The 19,135-nt window shown below is 71.2% G+C and carries 17 protein-coding genes; 6 read left to right on the top strand and 11 right to left on the bottom strand.

Going from position 1 to position 19,135, the window contains the following annotated elements; genetic code table 11:
- Window positions 1-6 precede the first annotated feature (6 nt).
- From BCF44_RS16160 to BCF44_RS16130, 7 genes are all read right to left on the bottom strand, one after another.
- Window positions 7-1,098, bottom strand: a complete 1,092-nt coding sequence (locus tag BCF44_RS16160; RefSeq protein WP_116175112.1) for an acyl-CoA dehydrogenase family protein — start codon at window positions 1,096-1,098, stop codon at window positions 7-9.
- On the bottom strand, window positions 1,095-2,267 hold the full coding sequence (locus tag BCF44_RS16155; RefSeq protein ID WP_116175111.1) for an acyl-CoA dehydrogenase family protein: 1,173 nt from the start codon (window positions 2,265-2,267) through the stop codon (window positions 1,095-1,097). The genes BCF44_RS16160 and BCF44_RS16155 overlap by 4 nt, the downstream gene beginning before the upstream one ends.
- A complete protein-coding gene (gene fabG / locus BCF44_RS16150; protein WP_116175110.1) occupies window positions 2,260-3,021 on the bottom strand; it encodes a 3-oxoacyl-ACP reductase FabG in 762 nt (253 codons plus the stop codon). The genes BCF44_RS16155 and fabG overlap by 8 nt, the downstream gene beginning before the upstream one ends.
- Window positions 3,022-3,099: 78 nt before the next feature.
- A complete protein-coding gene (locus BCF44_RS16145; protein ID WP_116175109.1) occupies window positions 3,100-4,866 on the bottom strand; it encodes an FAD/NAD(P)-binding protein in 1,767 nt (588 codons plus the stop codon).
- 99 nt (window positions 4,867-4,965) lie between these two features.
- Window positions 4,966-5,307 carry a hypothetical protein gene (locus BCF44_RS16140; RefSeq protein WP_147328507.1) on the bottom strand — a complete coding sequence of 114 codons (342 nt, stop codon included), beginning with the start codon at window positions 5,305-5,307 and terminating at the stop codon, window positions 4,966-4,968.
- An 11-nt stretch (window positions 5,308-5,318) separates the two neighbouring features.
- Window positions 5,319-6,113 (bottom strand): slipin family protein, encoded by a 795-nt coding sequence (locus tag BCF44_RS16135; protein ID WP_379800562.1) that lies wholly within the window; start codon window positions 6,111-6,113, stop codon window positions 5,319-5,321.
- A gap of 31 nt (window positions 6,114-6,144) precedes the next feature.
- Window positions 6,145-7,092, bottom strand: a complete 948-nt coding sequence (locus BCF44_RS16130) for an alpha/beta fold hydrolase (RefSeq protein WP_116175107.1) — start codon at window positions 7,090-7,092, stop codon at window positions 6,145-6,147.
- 226 nt (window positions 7,093-7,318) lie between these two features.
- Here BCF44_RS16130 and BCF44_RS16125 point away from each other — a divergent pair, with 226 nt between their 5' ends.
- Window positions 7,319-8,086: a crotonase/enoyl-CoA hydratase family protein gene (locus tag BCF44_RS16125; RefSeq protein ID WP_116175106.1), complete on the top strand. Its 768-nt coding sequence runs from the start codon at window positions 7,319-7,321 to the stop codon at window positions 8,084-8,086.
- 162 nt (window positions 8,087-8,248) lie between these two features.
- On the opposite strand, the gene BCF44_RS16120 is transcribed toward BCF44_RS16125, so the two are convergent.
- On the bottom strand, window positions 8,249-9,724 hold the full coding sequence (locus tag BCF44_RS16120) for a glycoside hydrolase family 3 protein (protein ID WP_246015133.1): 1,476 nt from the start codon (window positions 9,722-9,724) through the stop codon (window positions 8,249-8,251).
- Between the two features lie 107 nt (window positions 9,725-9,831).
- Here BCF44_RS16120 and BCF44_RS16115 point away from each other — a divergent pair, with 107 nt between their 5' ends.
- Together BCF44_RS16115 and BCF44_RS16110 are read left to right on the top strand one after the other, a co-directional pair.
- Window positions 9,832-10,761: a serine hydrolase gene (locus tag BCF44_RS16115; RefSeq protein ID WP_211353046.1), complete on the top strand. Its 930-nt coding sequence runs from the start codon at window positions 9,832-9,834 to the stop codon at window positions 10,759-10,761.
- A 94-nt stretch (window positions 10,762-10,855) separates the two neighbouring features.
- Complete coding sequence (locus tag BCF44_RS16110) at window positions 10,856-12,469, top strand: GMC oxidoreductase (RefSeq protein WP_246015131.1); 1,614 nt, start codon at window positions 10,856-10,858, stop codon at window positions 12,467-12,469.
- Here the strand turns inward: BCF44_RS16110 and BCF44_RS16105 are convergent.
- Genes BCF44_RS16105 through BCF44_RS16095 form a run of 3 tightly spaced genes read right to left on the bottom strand, consistent with a single transcriptional unit; the run spans window position 12,459 to window position 15,568 of the window.
- A complete protein-coding gene (locus BCF44_RS16105; protein WP_116175105.1) occupies window positions 12,459-13,409 on the bottom strand; it encodes a LysR family transcriptional regulator in 951 nt (316 codons plus the stop codon). The genes BCF44_RS16110 and BCF44_RS16105 overlap by 11 nt on opposite strands.
- Before the next feature lie 12 nt (window positions 13,410-13,421).
- Window positions 13,422-14,969 carry an MFS transporter gene (locus BCF44_RS16100; protein ID WP_116175104.1) on the bottom strand — a complete coding sequence of 516 codons (1,548 nt, stop codon included), beginning with the start codon at window positions 14,967-14,969 and terminating at the stop codon, window positions 13,422-13,424.
- On the bottom strand, window positions 14,966-15,568 hold the full coding sequence (locus BCF44_RS16095; RefSeq protein ID WP_116175103.1) for a flavodoxin family protein: 603 nt from the start codon (window positions 15,566-15,568) through the stop codon (window positions 14,966-14,968). Before BCF44_RS16095 ends, BCF44_RS16100 begins: the two co-directional genes overlap by 4 nt.
- Window positions 15,569-15,868: 300 nt before the next feature.
- Here BCF44_RS16095 and BCF44_RS16090 point away from each other — a divergent pair, with 300 nt between their 5' ends.
- From BCF44_RS16090 to BCF44_RS16080, 3 genes are read left to right on the top strand one after another with little or no spacing between them, the layout of a single operon-like run.
- Window positions 15,869-16,672 (top strand): 2-amino-3,7-dideoxy-D-threo-hept-6-ulosonate synthase, encoded by an 804-nt coding sequence (locus BCF44_RS16090; RefSeq protein ID WP_116175474.1) that lies wholly within the window; start codon window positions 15,869-15,871, stop codon window positions 16,670-16,672.
- On the top strand, window positions 16,669-17,766 hold the full coding sequence (locus tag BCF44_RS16085; protein ID WP_116175102.1) for a 3-dehydroquinate synthase II family protein: 1,098 nt from the start codon (window positions 16,669-16,671) through the stop codon (window positions 17,764-17,766). Before BCF44_RS16090 ends, BCF44_RS16085 begins: the two co-directional genes overlap by 4 nt.
- On the top strand, window positions 17,766-19,127 hold the full coding sequence (locus BCF44_RS16080; protein WP_116175101.1) for a class I adenylate-forming enzyme family protein: 1,362 nt from the start codon (window positions 17,766-17,768) through the stop codon (window positions 19,125-19,127). Before BCF44_RS16085 ends, BCF44_RS16080 begins: the two co-directional genes overlap by 1 nt.
- Window positions 19,128-19,135: the final 8 nt, after the last annotated feature.

Raw genomic sequence — 19,135 nt, 5'->3', positions numbered from 1 at the left:
TCCTTGTCAGGCCGGCAGGTCGGCGAACACGGCCAGGGCGTCCCGGTGCTTCTCCGGGGTGCCCAGCGCCAGCTCGGAGCTCTTGGCACGACCCAGGTACAGGTGCACCGGGTGCTCCCATGTCATGCCGATGCCGCCGTGCAGCTGCAAGGCCTCCTCGGCGGCGTGCACGGCCAGTTCCGAGCAGAACGACGCCGCCACCGCGACGGCGATGTCCACATCGGACCCGGTGGCCAGGGCGTCGGCCGCGGCGCGGGAGACCGCCACCGCGGAGGACACCGACGCCCACAGGTCGGCGAGACGGTGCCGGATCGCCTGGAACGAGCCGATGGGCCGGCCGAACTGGTGCCGCGTGCTGACGTACTCGGCGGTCGTGTCCAGGCACCACTGCGCGACACCGAGCTGCTCGGCGGCCAGCAGGCCCGCGCCGGTGGCCAAAGCCTTGCGCAGCGCGGCTTCCGCGTCACCGGAGAGCTTGCGGGACTCCACACCGGACAGCTCCAGCGTCGCGATGCGGCGGGTCAGGTCCAGCGGCGTGATCGGCGTGACGGTGACGCCCGCCGACGCCGTCTGCACGACGTGCAGCTCCGGACCGTCGGGGCCGATCGCCGGCACCACAACGACATCGGCGACCTCGAGGTCCACGACGCTGCCGACGCGGCCGGTCAGCTTGCCGTCCTCGACCCGTACCAGGCCGGGGAACGCGGCGTTCGGCGCAGTCGTCAGCGGCACCGCGAGCGTGCCGATCCGTTGCCCGGCAGCGAGTTCCGACACGGTCTCGGTGTCGCCGGCGGCCAGCAGCGCGCTCGTGGCGAGCACCGCGCTGCCCAGGAACGGGGTCGGTGTCACCGCGCGGCCCAGCTCCTCCAGCACCACCGCGACCTCACGGGCGGAGGCCTCCGCGCCGCCGAGGGACTCCGGCACGAGCAGGCCGGCCAGGCCCATCTCGGTGGCCAGCGTCCGCCACAGCTCCAGGTCGTACGGCTTGTCGGTCTCCACGCGGGCCAGCACCGACGTCCACGGCGCGCGGTCGGTCAGCAGGTCGCGCACCGACGCCCGAAGGTCGTTCTCGACCTCGTCGTACAAAAGGTCGCTCATCGGGGCAGGTCCTTCCACGGGATGTCCACGTCGCCGCGCGGTTCCTTGGGCAGCTGGAGGATTCGGTCGGCGATGATGTTGCGCAGGATCTCCGAGGTGCCGCCCTCGATCGAGTTGCCCTTCATGCGCAGGTACCGGAAGCCGGCGTCGCGGTTGGCCCAGTCGGCGTCCTTGGGCCGGCGCATCGTCCAGTCCGTGTAGGTCAGGCCCTGCTCGCCGTGCAGCTCCACGTCCAGGCCGGTGATCGCCTGGTTGAGGGTGGCGAACGTCAGCTTGGCGGCCGAGCCCTCCGGCCCGGGCTGGCCGGCGGCCAGGCCCTGGCGCAGCCGCTCGGCGGTCAGCCGCAGCGCCTCGGCGTCCACCCACAGCCGCAGCAGCCGGTCGTGCAGGCCGGGCGTGCGCAGCTCCGGGTGCTCGCGCCAGGTCTTGGTGGCCGCGCCGATCAGGCCGTCCTCGCGCTCGGCGGCGTGCGCGCCGATGGTGACGCGCTCGTTCATCAGCGTGGTGGTGGCGACCTTCCAGCCCTCGCCGACCGCGCCCAGCCGGTTCGCGTCCGGGACTCGCACCCCGGACAGGAACACCTCGTTGAACTCGGCCTCGCCGGTGATCTGGCGCAGCGGCCGGACGTCGACGCCCGGGTCGGTCATGTCGCAGAGGAAGTAGGTCAGGCCCTGGTGCTTGGGCAGCGACGGATCGGTGCGGGCGACCAGGATGCCCCAGCGGGCCACGTGGCCCATCGTCGTCCACACCTTCTGGCCGTCGACGACCCACTCGTCGCCGTCACGGACAGCGCGGGTGGCCAGGGTGGCGAGGTCGGAGCCGGCGCCGGGCTCGCTGAACAGCTGGCACCACACCTCCTCGCCGGTGTAGAGCGGCCGCAGGAAGCGCTGCTTCTGCTCGTCGGTGCCGAACTTGAGGATCGTCGGCGCGGCCATGCCGTAGCCGATGACGGGCGCGGCCGGGTTGGGCTGCGGCGCGTTCGCGGCCAGGAAGGCCTCGTCCACGGCCTGCTGTGCGGACCGGGACGCGCCCAGCCCGCCCAGGCCGACGGGGAAGTGCACGAAGGCCAGGCCGGCGTCGAAGCGCGCGCCGAGCCACTGCACCGGGTCCGCGCCCTCGGTCGGGTGCGCGGCGAGGAACTCCTCGACCTTGGCGGCGAGGTCAGTCACGGGGGCCTCCGGCGACGTAGATGACCTGGCCGGACACGAAGCCCGCGCCCTCGCTGACCAGGAAGGACACGGTGTGCGCGATGTCCTCGGGCACACCGACGCGGTTCACCGGGATCTGCTGCGCGGCCATCGTCTTGAAGTCCTCGAAGCCCACGCCGAGCCGTTCCGCGGTGGCCGCGGTCATGTCGGTGGCGATGAAGCCCGGGGCGATCGCGTTCGCCGTCACGTTGAACTTGCCCAGCTCGATGGCCAGCGTCTTGGTGAAGCCCTGCAGGCCCGCCTTGGCCGCGGAGTAGTTGACCTGGCCGCGGTTGCCCAGCGCCGAGGTGCTGGACAGGTTCACGATCCGGCCCCACTTGGCCTCGGTCATGTGCTTCTGCACGGCCTTGGTCATCAGGAACGAGCCCCGCAGGTGCACGTTGATGACGGTGTCCCAGTCGGCCTCGGACATCTTGAAGATCAGGTTGTCCTTGGTGACGCCGGCGTTGTTGACCAGGACGGTCGGCGCGCCGAGTTCGGCGGCCACCCGGTCGACCGCGGCCTGCACCTGGTCGGCGTCGCTGACGTCGGCGCCCACGCCGATCGCCCGGCCGCCGGCCTCGACGATGGCGTCCACGGTCTGCTTGGTGGCGGCCTCGTCCAGGTCGAGCACGGCGACGGCGAAGCCGTCGGCGGCCAGCCGCACCGCGGTGGCGGCGCCGATTCCCCGGGCTGCTCCGGTCACGATGGCGACCCGTTGGCTCGTCTCCGGCACGTGCTCCTCCTTGAGCTGGTCGGCGGTTGTTCGCCGCGAGCATACCGACCAGGCGGTATGTCGACCAGTAGAGGCGCGTCACGCCAGGGCGGCCAGCAGGGCTCGGGCGGTGGCGTCGTTCTGACGGAAGGTCGGCGCGTTGATCCGAGGCCGGGCGAAGGCCGGCACGGCCCGTTCGGTGGAGGGGGCGCCGAGGGCGAACAGCCGGGGGTGCGGCTGTCCGGACGGGGTGATCACCCGCCCGTCGGCGTCGATGCGCAGCAGCCCGGTCCGTACGGTGTGGGCCCCGTCGACCAGGACCTCCTCGACGCCGCCGACGGTGCGCAGCAGCCCCGAGGCGCTGCCCGACACCGACGGCCCCGGCTGGTACGCCTCGACCAGCGCGGTGGCGGTGGCCGTCCCGGAGCCGCCGCCGGCCCGAAACACACCGTCCTCGGCGCGGACCCACATGTCGGCGCCGAGGAAGTGCACGATGCCGGCGGCGTGCAGCGCCAGCAACTGCCGGAGGCGGAAGTCCGGCGGCCCGCTGGCCATGAAGCTGAAGAAGCCGTGCCACCAGCCGTCGAGGTCCCGCACCTGCGATTCCGGCCGCAGCGACGTCAGCCGCTGCAACTGCCCGTAGCAGGAGAGCAGCCCGAAGAACGCCCCCAGGTCGGCGCTGAACCGGTCATCGGTGCGGCGGCCGATGTCGGCGACGATGTAGTCGCGCAGATCGACGGTCCGTCCTCGCAGCGGACGATCGAGCGCCTCGAAGTCGATCCGGTCGTCGGGCGACGGCACCGCCCGCCGGATCAGCGACTCCAGGGTCGGGCTGCCCCACGGCAGCGTGGCGTACCAGCGGTCGAAGTCGACCCAGTCCATCCGCACACGGTCGGGATGCCCGTTGAACAGCTCGTGGTAGTAGGCCCAGGCGATCTCCTTCGCCACCAGCGGCCACACGTCGGCCCGGAAGTCGGCGCCCGCCGGCACGGCATCGATCACCTCCGGCGTCAGGAAGCGCGGCAGCGGCGGGCGCCCGGCGAGCAGGCGGTAGTTCGTCTTCGAGTGGTACGGGACGCCGCGGCGCGACCCCACGTGCAGCACGGGTTCCTGCCCGGAGGGGAGGTAGCGGCCGTCGACGAACCGCCCGCCGCGGCCCTCCGTGAGCAGCACCATCAGGTCGACGAAGGACAGCCCGAACCCGCGCATCACAACGTGTTCACCGGGCCGCAACACGGAAAGGTCGGTGTCCGAGGCGTATTCCGGCGGGATGTAGCGAAGGTCGTTGTCACGGGCGTAATCCGCCAACCTGCGGTGCTCGGCGAGCGGTTCCGCATCCAGGTGGCCCAGCGTCAGCACGGCGATGTCCGCGGTCAGCGTCTCACCGTCGGCCAGCTCCACCAGCTGCCGGCCGTCGGGCCCGTCGGTCACGCCGGTCGCCGTCGTCTGGTGCACGGTCACCGTGACGGTGTCCGGCAGCCCCTTGACGACGGTCTCGAAAACCCACTCCAGGTAACGGCTTTGCAGCCGACGGGTGGGGAAGCCGGTGCCGGTCAGGGCTTGCAGCTCGGGATCGGCCGGGCCGCCGGCGCGAACCTGCGCCGCCCATTCGTACAGCGACGGCCCCGGCCGGATAGGGCCCGCGCAGACCACGCTGTCGTCGGTGAACATCGTGACGTCCTCGGCCATCGAGTTCATCCGCAGCAGCGGCGACTGCGCGTGCCGCCAGACCCGGCCCGCGCCGGGCGGATGCGGGTCGACGAAGTGGATGTCCAGCGCCTGCGGGAATTCCGGCAGGTTGGCGGAGATCCGCTCCAGGACGCCCGTCGCGCGCGGCCCGGCGCCGACAAACACCAGCGTGCTCATGCACACCCCCGATCGCCCTCACTGCCAGCGTAGCCAGCGCCGCGGGCCCGTCCCATCTGCTGGGAACCGCGGGGCGATCGGAGCTCAGTCCACTGTGGATCAGCCGGTCGGGGCGCCGGCCGGCACCGGGTCGCGGCGGGCGGGGATCAGCAGCGCGCGGCGCGCCGCGGTGGCCCGCAACACGTGCTGCCCGGCCACCAGCAGCATCCGGGCCTCGGCGAACTCCTCGTGGTGGGCGTGGTCCACGGCCGCCCGCAACAGGTTCGGCGCGTCGCCGATGTCGTCGACCTCGGCGAAGGCGCAGGCCGCCAGCGCCGCGGACAGGCCCGGGCACACGCGGTCGGGCTCCGGGCGGGCGGTGAGCAGTTCGGTCAGGGTGGCGTCCACCGCGCTACGCAGGCCCGCGACCGGATCGAGGGATCGAGCTGGGAATGCCGTCACGGATACCAATGCTAGTCCCGCCTTTCAACCTTGCCGTCGGTCTCGCGCTCGGCCGCGGCCCGGTCCAGGAAGCGCAGCAGCTCCACCGGGAAGGGCAGCACGAGAGTCGAGTTCTTCTCGGCGGCCACCTCGACCACCGTCTCCAGCAGCCGCAGTTGCAGCGCGGCCGGCGTGTCCGCCATGGTGGCGGCCGCCTCGGCCAGCTTGTGCGACGCCTGCAGCTCGCCGTCCGCGGAGATCACCCGGGCCCGCCGCTCACGCTCGGCCTCGGCCTGCCGGGACATCGAGCGCTTCATGGACTCCGGCAGCGCGACGTCCTTGATCTCCACCCGGTCGATGTGCACGCCCCAGCCCAGCGCCGGGCTGTCGATCATGAGCTCCAGGCCCTCGTTGAGCCGCTCGCGGTTGGACAGCAGGTCGTCCAGGTCGCTCTTGCCGATGATGGAGCGAAGGGACGTCTGCGCCACCTGCGACACCGCGAACTGGTAGTCCTCCACCGCGATGATCGCCTTGATCGGGTCGGCCACCGTGAAGTAGACGACCGCGTCCACCCGGACGGTGACGTTGTCCCGGGTGATGCCGTCCTGCGCCGGCACGGGCATGCACACGATCTGCAGGCTCACCTTGCGCATCCGGTCCACCGCCGGCACCAGCATGGTCAGGCCCGGGCCGCGCGCCGCGTCGCGCACCCGGCCCAGCCGGAACACGACGCCCCGCTCGTACTGCTTGATCACCCGCGCGCTGCTGGCCAGCCCGACCGCACCGAGTCCGAGCAGGCTGACCAGCAGATCGACGAGGATTCCCATCAGATTTCCCAGGCTACGCCGGGAAATCGATTCAGAGTCCCTTGAGGAACTCGATCAGGGCCGCGTTGACCTCATCCGGGCGCTCCTGCTGCGTCCAGTGGCCGCAACCGTCCAGATCCAGCACCCCGCGCAGGTTCGGCGCGAGCTCCGGCAGCTTCTCGATGAAGCCGGGCATGCCGAAGGTGCGGACGACGTCCCGGGTGCCGGTGATGTAGAAGGCGGGCGGGGTGATCTGCGCCCCGGCCCAGGCGGCGGTCAGCTCCCAGTTCCGGTCGATGTTGCGGTACCAGTTCAGCCCGCCGGTGAAGCCGTTGCGCTCGTACTGCGCGGCGAAGGCGTCGATGTCGGCCTCGGTCAGCCAGGACGGCAGCGTCTCCGGGTACGGCATGGTGGACAGGAAGCCGGTCACGCCGTCGGGCACCACCGGCGCGGCGGCCGCGCCGTCGCCGGAGGCGGCCACCAGGAAGCGGCGGAAGGTGTCCTTGAGGTCGGCGCCCAGCTCGGCGTCGGCGACGCCCGGCTCCTGGAAGTAGATCTGGTAGAAGCCCTTGCCGAAGCGCTGCTCCAGCAGGCTCAGGGGCTTCGCCGGCGCGCGGCGGGTCGGCGGCACGCTCAGGCCGGCGACGCCGCGGATGATGTCCGGCCGCAGCAGCGCCGTGTTCCAGGCCACCGGCGCGCCCCAGTCGTGCCCGATGACCACGGCCTCGCGCTCGCCGAGGGCGTGGATCAGGCCGATCACGTCGCCGACCAGGTGCAGCAGCGTGTAGTCCTCGATGGCGTCCGGCTTGTCGGTGCCGGCGTAGCCGCGCTGGTCCGGGGCGACGACGTGGAAGCCGGCGTCTGCCAGCGGCTGGAACTGGTGCCGCCAGGAGTACCAGCTCTCCGGGAAACCGTGCAGCAGCAGCACGAGCGGGCCCGTCCCCTGCTCGGCGATGTGCATCTGGATGCCGTTGACCGTTACTTCGCGATGGTTGACCACCCGGCCAGTATGCCGAGGCCGCGCCGATGCCTGGACCGCAGGCCCGTTCGCGTGCCGCGGCCGACTTGCCCCGTTGCCGGCCTCGCGGCACGTGAACGGGACAAGGGAAGGCATCGGCTCGGAGCGGCCGAGCCCGCGCGGAACGCGCGGCAGAAACACCGCTTGCGGAACTCGCACGTCTCGGGTTGAGTGTTGAGTCTCATATTGCAACTCAGCTGGAGGTTCGATGTCGATCACCGTGGAACGTCGCGAGCACCTGCTGCTGATCGGCCTGGACCGGGTGGACAAGCGCAACTCGTTCACCACGGACATGCTCGCCGAGCTGGCCGCCGCCTACGGCGAGTTGGAGCGTGACCCCGACGCGTGGGTGGGGGTGCTGTTCGCGCACGGCGACCACTTCACCGCCGGCCTCGACCTCGCCCAGGTCGCGCCGCACCTGGGCGACGGCCTCACGTTCGCGAAGGGATCGGTCGACCCGTGGGGGATCGCCGGTCCGGCGCGGACGAAGCCGGTGGTCGCGGCGGCGCAGGGCTGGTGCCTGACGCTGGGCATCGAGCTGCTGCTCGCCTCCGATGTGCGGATCGCCGCCGAGGGAACGCGGTTCGCGCAGATCGAGATCCAGCGCGGCATCTACCCGTTCGGCGGGGCGACCGTCCGGCTGCCGCAGGCCGCCGGCTGGGGCAACGCCATGCGGTGGCTGCTCACCGGCGACGAGTTCGACGCCGCCGAGGCGTACCGGATCGGGCTGGTGCAGGAGGTCGTGCCGGCCGGGCAGCAGGTGGACCGGGCCATCGAGCTGGCGTCGCGCATCGCTGCCCAGGCGCCGCTGGGAGTGCGAGCCACCCTCGCGTCCGCCCGCGCCGCCCTCGACGACCCGACCGCCGCCCTGTCCCGGCTGGCCGCCGACCTGCACCCCCTCCTGACCAGCGCCGACGCCGCCGAAGGCGTCCAATCCTTCATCGAACGCCGCAAGGCGGTGTTCACCGGCAAGTGACAACCCCCCGCGAGTCGCGCTCACAGGCACACCGAAATGCGGTTTCGGGCAGAAACGAGCCCGGGGTCTCAGCTCCGCACGACACCGCATTTCGGTGTGACGCTCGCCGCGGTGTGCCTGAGACGTGCATTCGGTGGGTCCGAGAGCGCGACTCGCGGGGGTTCAGCCGGCGAGGACTTCGGCGGCGGCTTGGCCGGTGGCACGGGTGGCGCCGTGGGTGGCGAGGTGGAAGGCGCCGCGGGCGGGGCCGTCGGGGAGGCCCATCTCCACGACGCCGGCATCGGGGCGGACGGCCAGCGCCTCGTCGAGGGCGGTGCTCATCCACGGGTGGCGGTGCGCGTCCCGGACCACCAGCACGAGCGGCCGGCCGGCGGCGGGGGCGAGGTCCACGGAGCCGTCGCCGGGGGTGAACGTCGCCACGGTCGTGCCCGGCAGCAGAGCCGACAGGGGAGCGCCGAGACCCCACGGCGTGGAGCTGTCGACGGCCTGGTTCATCTGCGGCCGGAACTCGACGACGTGCGGGGCGGCGGTCAGCGGCAGGGACCGCTCACCGGGCGCGACGGTGACCCGGATGGCCCGCCGCGCCGCCTCCAGCCCGATCTCGGGTTCGACCGGCGCGGAGTCGGTGACGGTGCCCACCCAGGACGCCAGCGCGGCGACCCGGCCGGCGGCCTCCCGCAGCCGGGACTCCGCCAGCTGACCGGAGGCGACGGCGTCGACCAGGGCGTCCCGCAGCGCGACGGCGGTGTCCTCGTCGCACAGCCCACCGCCGACGCACAGCGCGTCCGCGCCGGCGGCGATGGCCAGCACGGCGGCGCCGGTCAGGCCCCAGCGGTCGGAGACCGCCTTCATCTCCAACGCGTCGGTGACCAGAAGTCCGTCGAAGCCCAGCTCGGTCCGCAGGAGGTCGACGAGGATCCGGCGCGAGAGCGTCGCCGGGAACTCTGTGTCGTAGGCGGGAACCATCAGGTGCCCGCACATCACGGACTTCACGCCGGCCTCGAATGCGGCCCGGAACGGCGGCAGCGCGACGGCGGCCATCTCCTCGGCGGAGGCGGCGATCTCGGGCAGCGCGAGGTGTGAGTCGACGCCGGTGTCGCCGTGCCCGGGGAAGTGCTTGACGCACGCGGCGACGCCGCTGGCCTGGAGCCCGCGGATCCAGGCGGCGGTCTGCCGTGCGACCAGCTCGGGGTCGGAGCCGAAGGACCGCACGCCGATGACCGGGTTGTCGGGATTGGAGTTGACGTCCCCGCTCGGCGCGTAGTTCAGGTTGACGCCGACGGCGGCGAGGTCCTGGCCGAGGCCGCGGGCGAGTTCGGCGGTCAGCCGCGTGTCGTCGACGACGCCGAGCGCCAGGTTGCCGGGCCGGGAGCTGCCGGTGGCGGCCTCCAGCCGCGTGACGTCGCCGGCCTCCTCGTCGATGGCGACGAGCACGTCCGGCTTGTGCTGCCGCAGCTCGGCGGTCAGCGCGGCGACCTGGTCGGGCGACGTGATGTTGCGTGAGAACAGGACGGCGCCGCCGAGGCCCTCGTCGAGCCGGCGGCGCAGCCAGTCCGGCGGGGTGGTGCCCTCGAAGCCGGGCTGGAGCACGGCGTCGGCAAGGCGGAGCAGCTCCGGGCTGCGCTGCGCGATCGTCACCGGTCGTCGCCTCCACGATCCATTGGACTAGACCAATCTCGGTCAGGCTGTCACAGTGCGGGCGGCCCGTCAACAACCAGCCGCCGCTGGGCCGTTAGCCTGGACCGGTGATCCGATCGGCCCTGCGCGGGTGCGCGCTGCTGCTTGCTGCCCTCGTCCTCGCCGGGTGCGGCGCGGCCGGCGTGCCGGAGTCACAGCTGCCGCCGATGACCGCCAGCATGCAGGAACTCGCCAAGAGCAGCAGCGCGGGGCCGCCGACGACCACGACCAGCGCCGCGCCGGCCTGCCCCGTTCCGGGCACGGACTTCGACTGCGACATGCGCCAGCGCATCCAGGCCGCGCAGGCGTACGTCGCGACCAGGCCGGGCACAACGGGCATCGTGCTGCGGGACCGGCAGACCGGACAGGTGTGGCGCAACGACAAGGCCGACACCCTGGTCTGGACGGCGTCCACGATCAAGCTGGCGATGACGGTGAACTTGTTCCTCAGGGACAAGGCCGGGCAGATCACGCTCAGCGCCGGCGACCGCGACCTGATCCAGCGCATGCTCAACAGCTCCGACGACAACGCCGCGGACTCGCTCTGGTTCAAGTACGCCGGCGCGGACCACATGGCCTTCAACGACGCGTTTCCGACATACGGCATGACCTCGGTGCAGCCGCAGAAGGGCTTCAGCAACTTCTATCCCTACTGGGGATTCCAGAAGTGCACGCCGGGCGACCTGGACGCGCTGATCAACTACGTGCTCACCCAGCTGCCGGCCGACCTCCGCGACTACATCGTCGGCCAGCTGCGGGCGGTCGCGCCGGACCAGCAGTGGGGCGTGTGGGCGGCCGGCCCGGCGGCACAGCCGGGCAACAAGGACGGCTGGTCGCAGGAGCAGGGCGGCTGGGTGATGAACACCGTCGGCTTCGCCGGGCCGGACGCCCGCTACACGTTGTCCGTGATGAACAGTCTCAACGGGCAGGGCGGCTACGACGACGGCCAGCAAACGGACAACCAGGTTTCGAAGATCCTTTTCGCCGGCCGGTTCTGAAACACGTTCTTGATCCATAACTGCTGGTAAACGGCGCGATATTCATACATTCGGCCGCGTTGGTGAAACGTGTTCTAGCGTCATTATGAGACGCATGCGCACGACAATGATGTCTCGCAGGCGGATGCTCGGGCTGACGATGCTCGGCGCCGCCGCTGCTGCCGGTGCGACCGTGGTCGCCGCGGATCCCCGGGTCGCACGCGCGGCGACCAGCACCTTCGTGCCCGCAGTCGTGGTCGGGAGCGGCTACGGCGCCTCGGTGTCGGCCCTGCGTCTGGGCGCCGCGGGCGTGCGGACCCTCATGCTGGAAATGGGCCAGCTGTGGAACACACCCGCCGCGGACGGAAACGTGTTCTGCACGATGGTCAATCCGGACCAGCGGGCCATGTGGTTCAAGACGATGACCGAGGCGCCGCTGGACACCCTGCTCTGGCTGCCGGTGATCAACAAGCAGATCAACTCCTACGCCGGCGTGCTGGACCGGGTGGACTTCCCCAACATGAAGGTCTACGTCGGGCGCGGCGTCGGCGGCGGCTCCCTCGTCAACGGCGGAATGGCCGTGACGCCGACGAAGGACTCGTTCCCGGACATCCTGCCCGGGGTCGACGTCGACGAGATGTACACCACCTACTACCCGCTGGCCAACCGGATGCTCGGCGTGAACAGTGTCGACCCGAACTGGTGGAACACCACCGACTGCTACCAGTTCGCCCGGGTCGGCCGCGACGACGCGGCCAAGGCCGGCTTCTCCACCGCGTTCGTGCCCAACGTGTACGACTTCGACTACATGGAGCAGGAGGCGCTCGGCCAGGTGCCGAAGTCGGCGCTGAACTGCGAGGTCATCTACGGCAACAACCACGGCAAGCGCAGCCTGGACAAGTCGTACGTGCCGGCCGCGCTCGGCACCGGCAACGTCACGCTGAAGACGCTGACCAAGGTCACCGGCATCGGCCGCAACGCCGACGGCACCTACGCCGTGAACACGTCCACTGTGGACACCAACGGCAACACGACGTCGTCGCAGACCGTCAACTGCAAGTACCTGTTCCTCGGCGCCGGCGTGCTCGGCACGATGAACCTGCTCCTTCAGGCGCGGGAAACCGGCACGCTGCCGGCGTTGTCGCAGCAGTTCGGCCAGAACTGGGGCCCCAACGGCAACATCATGACGGCCCGCGCGAACTGGAAGCCGACCGGCTCGGTGCAGTCGGGCATGCCGACCCTGGGCATCGACGCCCGCAACCAGGCCGTGCCGGTGTTCGCCGAGATCGCCCCGATGCCGGCCAACTTCGAGCTGTTCATCAGCCTGTACCTGGCGATCACCAAGAGCCCCGAGCGCGGCTCCTTCAGCTACGACCCCACCAGCGGGCAGGCCCGGCTGAACTGGGGCCCGAGCCAGAAGGACTTCGCCGAGAACGCGGCGAAGACGTTGTTCGACAAGGTGAACGCGGCCAACGGGACGATCTACCGATACGACCTGTTCAGCGGCAACCGGGCGTTCGGCGACGACTTCTGCTATCACCCGCTGGGCGGTGCGGTGCTGGGCTCGGCGACCGACATGTACGGGCGCGTGCCCGGCTATCCCGGCCTGTACGTCAACGACGCGTCGCTGATCCCCGGCTGGACCGGCGTCAACCCGTTCGTCACGATCACCGCGCTGGCCGAACGCAACATGGCGCGGGTCATTCCCACCGACAACATCACGAACTAGCCGATTCCCACCAGGCCGCGTACACCGGGTGGTCGTGCACGAGGGTCTGGTAGCGCTTGACCACCTTGGCGTGCAGCAGGTCCGCGAGGTCGGCCACCGCGGAGTTGGGCTGCCACACCAGCTGCATGGTGCGCTGCAACGGGTTGCCGACCAGTGGGCGCAGCACCATGCCGGGAACGGTCACGGCCGACGGGTAGAACGCGGCGATGGCGTGTCCACATCGGACCATCATCGCCGCGGTCGCCATGTCCGCCCCGATGTGCCGGCAGCGCGGCGTGAAGCCGGCCTCCTCGCAGGCCAGCCGCAGGGAGGTAGCGAGCCCGGACAGCTTCTCCTGCGGCAGCACCCAGTCCTCGTCGGCGAGATCGGCCAGCCGCAGCGTCATCCGGTCGGCCAGCCGGTGCGAAGCGGACAACCCGATGTAGGCGGTTTCGTTGACCAGGTTGCGGGTGTGCAGACCGGCCGGCAGCTGGATCGGCACGGACGGCTGCTGTCCGCACACGGCGATATCGAACTCGGACGCCTGGAGAACCTCGTTGAGCGCCTGGCAGTTGTGGGCGATGTGCGTGACTTGTTCCCGGTGCGGCAACAACTCCCGCACCGCGCCGGCCAGCATCGGCGTGATCGGGCCGAGCGGGCCGCACACCCGGATCGCCGCCGGCGGCTCGTCGCGCACCGCCAGCACCCGCGTGCTCTCCACCAGGTCGTCGAACTGCGCCAGCACGTCCCGGGCCCGCGCGACCACGTGCTGGCCGAGGTCGGTGAGCGCGACGCCGGTCGGGGTCCGCCGGAACAGCGCGCCGCCGAGTTCCTGCTCGATGCGTTGCACCTGCGCGGTGAGCCCGGACTGCGCGATCCGCAGCTGCGTGGCGGCCCGGCTGATGCTGCCGGCGTCCGCCACCGACCGGATCACCTGGAGGTGTCGCAACTCGACCTGCATCGGTTCCTCTCCTCAGTCGGATTTGCCACCCAGACACACGGCGATGAGGACCAGTCCGCTCAGGCAGAGTGCGGCGCTCGTGCCGGCGGTGACCCGCATCGCGTGCAGATACGCGGAGGTGGCGGCCTCCACGAGGTCGGGCCGGCCGGCCGCGCGGGCGACGGACAGCGCCGCCTGCGTCGAGCCGAGGGCCTGTCGTGCGAGGTCGTCCGGCAGCCCGGACAGCGCGGGCCGCAGTCCGGACCGGTACCAGGCGCTGAGAATCGTGCTGCCGACGGCGATGCCGAGCGTGCCGCCGAACTGGCGCAGCCCGGACGTGACGGCCGAGCCGGCGCCGCTGCGTTCGGCCGGCAGGTCGGCCATGGCGGCGCTGGTCGCCGGCACCACGACCGTGCCCATCGCGAATCCCTGCACCAGCATCATCAGTCCGAAAAGGACAACCGGCGTGGAACCGTCGAACACCAGATAGCACGCGAGCGTGCCGACGGTGACGATCATGCCGGCGGACGCCACGGCCCGTACGGACCAGCGACGCACCAGCGCGGGCGCCCACAGGTTGCCGGCCAGGATGCCGGCGGCGGTCGGCGCGATGGCCAGGCCCGCGCCGAGCGGGCTGAGCCCCAGCACGTCCTGGAGATAGAAGGAGGCATAGAACAGCTGTCCGGTGATGCCGAAGAACGCCACGGTCAGCACCAGGCTGCCGCCGGCGAATCGCCGCCGCAGGAACAGCCGCACGTCGAAACTCGGTGCACGGGAACGGCTTTGCTGCACCGCGAAGGCGACCAGCAGCGCGATGCCGGTGATCAGCGGCAACAGCACGGAAGGCGAGGTCCAGCCGACGTCGCCGCCGATCTGGATCACGCCGTACACGAGGCCGAGCAGGCCGAGGAAGGACAGCGCCAACCCCGGCCAGTCCAGCGGTCGTCGCTGGTCGCCAAGGAGCTGGTCGCCAAGGAGCTGGTCGACGTGCAGCCGCGGCACCCACAACGCGATGCCCACCAGGCAGATCGCCGTCACGGGCACGTTGAGCAGGAACACCGAGCCCCACCACAGCCGGCTCAGCAGCAGCCCTCCGACGATCGGGCCGATGGCCAGACCGACCGCCGCGGCCGATGCCCAGATCGCCACCGCCTTCGGCCGCTGCGCCGGCGTCGACGCCCGCAGGGCCAGCGACAGCGTCGCCGGCGTGATCAGCGCCGCGCCGACGCCCATGCCACCGCGACACAGCACGAGTTCCAGCGGTGTGAGCGAAAACGCCGCCAGCGTGGACGTGACCATGAACACGACGAGACCGGCGCACAACGCCCAGCGCGGCCCGAACCGGTCGGCCAGCGCGCCGCCGGCGAACATCGCCGCCGCGTAGACCACGGTGTAGGCGCTGATAGCCCAGGCCAGCTCGCCGGTGCCGGCGCCGAGCCCGGCCACCGGGTCGGCCAGCGTCTTCACGGCCAGGTTGAGCACCGAGCTGTCCATCGCCGACACCGTCTGCGCGAGCACGGCGACACCCAGCACGGCCGCCCAGATCCGGGGCCGCACAACGGGATCGGCCGCGACGGTCACCGCACCGGGGCCAGCGCCGCGCGGCCGACCACGAAGATCGCGGCCTGCTCGGCCACCCGCTTGCCGAGGTGCTCGGCGGTCGCGAGGTCGGCGGCGTGCACGTCGTCGGGCTTGCTGCCCAGCAGCGACTGCGCCGCCGCGCCGGCGTGGAAGCCGAGCCGGTTGGGGTCGTGCTCGCTGCCGCGCGCGGTGTTCCACCCCGACTTCAACCCGAGGTTCACCCAGGTCATTCCGTGCTGGGCGGCCAGGGTCTGGAAGTAGCCCAGGGTCGAAGCCTTGTCGCCGGCCTTGTCGCCGGAGTTGGTGAAGCCGGCGGCCAGCTTGTCCAGCCAGCGCTTGCGCATGAACCGCATGGACGTGCTCTCGGCGAAGCGGTGGAACTCGGCCGATGCGGTGCCCATGTAGGTGGGCGCGCCGAACACGATGGCGTGCGCCTCGTCCAGCACCGCCCAGCCGGCCTCGTCGATCATGTCCACGCTGACCAGCGTCGATTCGCAACCGAACACCGATGAGGCGCCCGCGTGCACCGCGCCCGCAAATCTGGCGGTGTGTCCGCCGCCGCCGTGGTATGCCACCGCCACGTGGACGGAAATCGTCACGATCGACTCCGATCATGTGAAGAAATTGTGCCGCGAGTACCGCGCCACGCCATGCTAGCGAGGCCCCGCAAGGTCAACCATAGGCCGACTGCCTGCGTGTACGTGCGTACGGTTGACAGTTGACCCCGCCATAGCAGACCGGCTTCAAAGTCTCATCAGAGTTTGTCCGAGCGATGATCGGAACAATCTCTGGAAGGACATAACTGCGGAGTTATCACGGACTGTTAGTTGTCCGGAGCCCCATTCAGGCCAATCATTCAATCGATCGCCGAACCCGTTTGAACACAGGAGGTGCGCATCGTGGCCGATCCCGGGAAGGCGTTCCGCGCCCGGCGCCTGTCGCGCGCCGGGGACGGTCGGCACCTGTTCGTCCCGCTGGACCACAGCGTGTCCGACGGGCCGGTCGCCGCCAACGAGGACTGGGACGGGCTGATCCGGGCCGTGGTCCGGGGCGGCGCCGACGCCATCATCGTCCACAAGGGACGGATGCGGGCCATCGATCCGGGCCTGCTCCAGGACTGCGCGCTGGTCGTGCACCTGTCCGCCGGCACCTCGCACGCCGCCGACCAGCACGCCAAGGTCCTCGTCGGGGACGTGGAGGACGCACTGCGGCTGGGCGCCGACGCGGTCAGCGTGCACGTCAACATCGGCTCCGACACCGAGGCCCGACAGCTGGCCGACCTGGGCGCGGTGGCCGGGCAGTGCCAGGTCTGGAACGTGCCGCTGATCGCGATGGCCTACGCCCGCGGCCCCCGCATGGCCAGCTCGTTCGACCCGACCGTGCTCTCGCACGTCGTCAACATCGCCGCCGACCTGGGCGCGGACCTGGTCAAGACGTCGATGGCGCTGCCGGCCGAGCGGATGGCCGAGGTCACCGCGAGCTGCCCGATCCCGGTGCTGGTGGCAGGCGGCCCGGCCGCCGACGCCGACCCGGACGGTTCGGGCCTGGTCGCCTACGCCCGCGCCGCTCTGGACGCCGGCTGCGCCGGGCTCGCCGTCGGCCGCCGCGTCTTCACCTCGCCCACGCCGCGTTCCCTGTTGCACCAGCTCGCCGCCGTGCTGCACCCGGCCCAGGCCGCCGCCCAACTCTTGGAGACAGCGTGAAATTCGCATGGATCGATCTCCGCACCGTGCCACAGCAGCAGTTGGAGGCCGTGGTCGCGGCCGCCGTGCACGCGCGGGTCGCCGGCGTGGTGTCCGACGACCCCAACCTGCTCGCGACGCTGCCGCCGACCGTGCAGAAGGTGTTGTGGGGACCAGAAGACAATCAGAGCGCAACCGGCGCGGCGGATCTGGTCACCGTTGTCGTGAATGACGCCGACCAGCTGGACCGGCTCATCGCCGAGAACTTCGCCGGGGCGGCGTTCGTCGAGGTGAGCGACGACCGCACGCTGCAGCTGGCCTGCACCGCGGCGGCCCGGCTGCCGTGGACGATCGTCAGCTTCACGGATCCGACGAAGATCCCGCTGGAGATCGTGATCGCCGCCGCCGACCGCGCCGACGGCAAGCTGGTCTGCGTCGTCGGCGACATCGAGGAGGCCGGCATCGTGCTGGACGTCCTCGAGCACGGCTCGGACGGCCTGCTGCTCGCGCCGCGCGACGCCAACGAGGTGTTCCAGCTGGCCCGGCTGCTCCAGGCCGGCACCCAGGACCTCCAGCTGTCGACGCTGACGGTGGACCGGATCGACCACGTCGGTCTCGGCGACCGGGTGTGCGTGGACACGTGTTCGCACTTCGAGCAGGACGAAGGCATCCTGGTCGGCTCCTACTCGTCCGGTTTCATCCTGTGCGTCAGCGAAACGCATCCGCTGCCGTACATGCCGACCCGGCCGTTCCGGGTGAACGCCGGCGCACTGCACTCGTACGTGCTCGGCCCGGACAACCGCACCAACTACCTCAGCGAGCTGCGTTCCGGCAGCGCCGTCCTCGCGGTGAACACCGAGGGCCGCACGCGGCGGGTCGTGGTCGGCCGGTCGAAGCTGGAATCCCGGCCGCTGCTCCAGATCACCGCGCACTCGCAGGACGGCGTCGAGGTGAGCCTGACGGTGCAGGACGACTGGCACGTGCGGGTGCTCGGCCCGGGCCCGAAGGTCCGCAACGTCACGGAGTTGCAGCAGGGCGACGAGCTGCTGGGCTACATCGCCACCGACAAGCGCCACGTCGGCATCCCGATCGGCGAGTTCTGCAAGGAGAACTGATGGAGCTCGTGGCCGACCTGCTGTCCGAACATCCCGACGACCTGCCGTACCTGATCGCCGATCACGTTGTCACGCACGGAGAGCTGCGCGATGCGGTCGACCAGGAGGCGGCGCTGTTCGCGTCCTCCGGCGTGCGTGCCGGCAGCACGGTCGCGCTCCAGGTGCCGCCGAGCTTCACCCAGATCGAAGCGCTGCTGGCGTTGTGGCGGCTCGGCGCGCAGGTGATGCTCGTCGATCACCGGCTCAAGCCGGCGGAACTGGAGCAGCTGCGCGCGTTGTGCCGACCGCAGCACGTGGTCCGCGCCGGCACGGCGTCGCGGCTGGTCTTCCGGTCGCGGCACGAACTCGTGACGGAGAAGCGCGCCGACGGAGTGCCGGCGTCGACCACACACCGGCTGATCCAGTTCAGCTCCGGATCCACCGGCCGACCCAAGGTCATCGGCCGCACGGAAGCGTCGATGCGGCAGGAGATCCGCCGGTTCAACCGGCTCCCTGGCATGCCGGTGACGGGGGAGCGGGTGCTACTGCTCAGCTCCACCGCGCACAGCTTCGGCCTGATCGCCGGCCTGCTGCATTCGCTCTACGCCGGGGTCGGGGTGGCGTTCGCGCCGCGCGTGGCCGCCACCGACATCCTACGCGCCGCCGCCGAGCACGAGGTCAGCGCGATCTTCGGCGTGCCGTTCCACTACGAGCTGCTGGCCACCGCGGAAAACCCGCCGGTGCTGCCGTCGCTGCGGGCCGCGGTGTCGGGCGGCGAGATCATGCCGCCGGCCGTCGCCGAGCGATTCCACGACGTGTACGGGGTTCGCGTCGGCGAGTCGTACGGCACCACCGAGACCGGCGTGATCGCGATGGACATCAGCGGGCGGCTGCGGCCCACGGTCGGCCCGGCCGCCCCGGGCACGCTGTTGCGCATCCGCGACGGCGAGCTGGAGGTGCGGCTGCCGGACACGCCGTACCTCACCGCCGACGGCCAGGACCGCTACGTCGACGGTTGGCTGCGCACCCGGGACCGGGCCGAGCTGACCCTGGACGGCACGGTCCGGCTGCTCGGACGCGGCGACTCGCTGGTCGTCATCGGCGGTCTCAAGGTCGACCTGACCGAGATCGAGGACGTGCTGACCCGGCACGGCTCCGTGGCCGAGGCGGTGCTGGTGCACGGCGACGTCATCGAGGCGTACGTGTCCACAGTGGACTCGGACGTCGCCGCCGAGGACCTCGTGCGGTGGTGCGCCGAGCACCTGGCCGACTACAAGCTGCCGAAACTGGTGCGGGTGCTGCCGCAACTTCCCCGCACCCCCAACGGGAAGCTCGTCCGCGACCGCGGCGCCCTGCGCGCCGCGGCGCTGGTCTCCTCCTGAAAGGAACT

The organism is Kutzneria buriramensis (assembly GCF_003387475.1).
Lineage (GTDB): Bacteria > Actinomycetota > Actinomycetes > Mycobacteriales > Pseudonocardiaceae > Kutzneria > Kutzneria buriramensis.
This window is presented reverse-complemented; position numbering and strand designations above follow the sequence as displayed.

What these genes read in the sequence shown, in the direction of transcription:
- BCF44_RS16160 (WP_116175112.1), bottom strand. Translation starts at nt 1,098, where the DNA reads ATGAGCGACCTTTTGTACGACGAGGTCGAGAACGACCTTCGGGCGTCG.
- BCF44_RS16145 (WP_116175109.1), bottom strand. Translation starts at nt 4,866, where the DNA reads ATGAGCACGCTGGTGTTTGTCGGCGCCGGGCCGCGCGCGACGGGCGTC.
- BCF44_RS16135 (WP_379800562.1), bottom strand. Translation starts at nt 6,113, where the DNA reads ATGGGAATCCTCGTCGATCTGCTGGTCAGCCTGCTCGGACTCGGTGCG.
- BCF44_RS16125 (WP_116175106.1), top strand. Translation starts at nt 7,319, where the DNA reads ATGTCGATCACCGTGGAACGTCGCGAGCACCTGCTGCTGATCGGCCTG.
- BCF44_RS16110 (WP_246015131.1), top strand. Translation starts at nt 10,856, where the DNA reads ATGCGCACGACAATGATGTCTCGCAGGCGGATGCTCGGGCTGACGATG.
- BCF44_RS16105 (WP_116175105.1), bottom strand. Translation starts at nt 13,409, where the DNA reads ATGCAGGTCGAGTTGCGACACCTCCAGGTGATCCGGTCGGTGGCGGAC.
- BCF44_RS16080 (WP_116175101.1), top strand. Translation starts at nt 17,766, where the DNA reads ATGGAGCTCGTGGCCGACCTGCTGTCCGAACATCCCGACGACCTGCCG.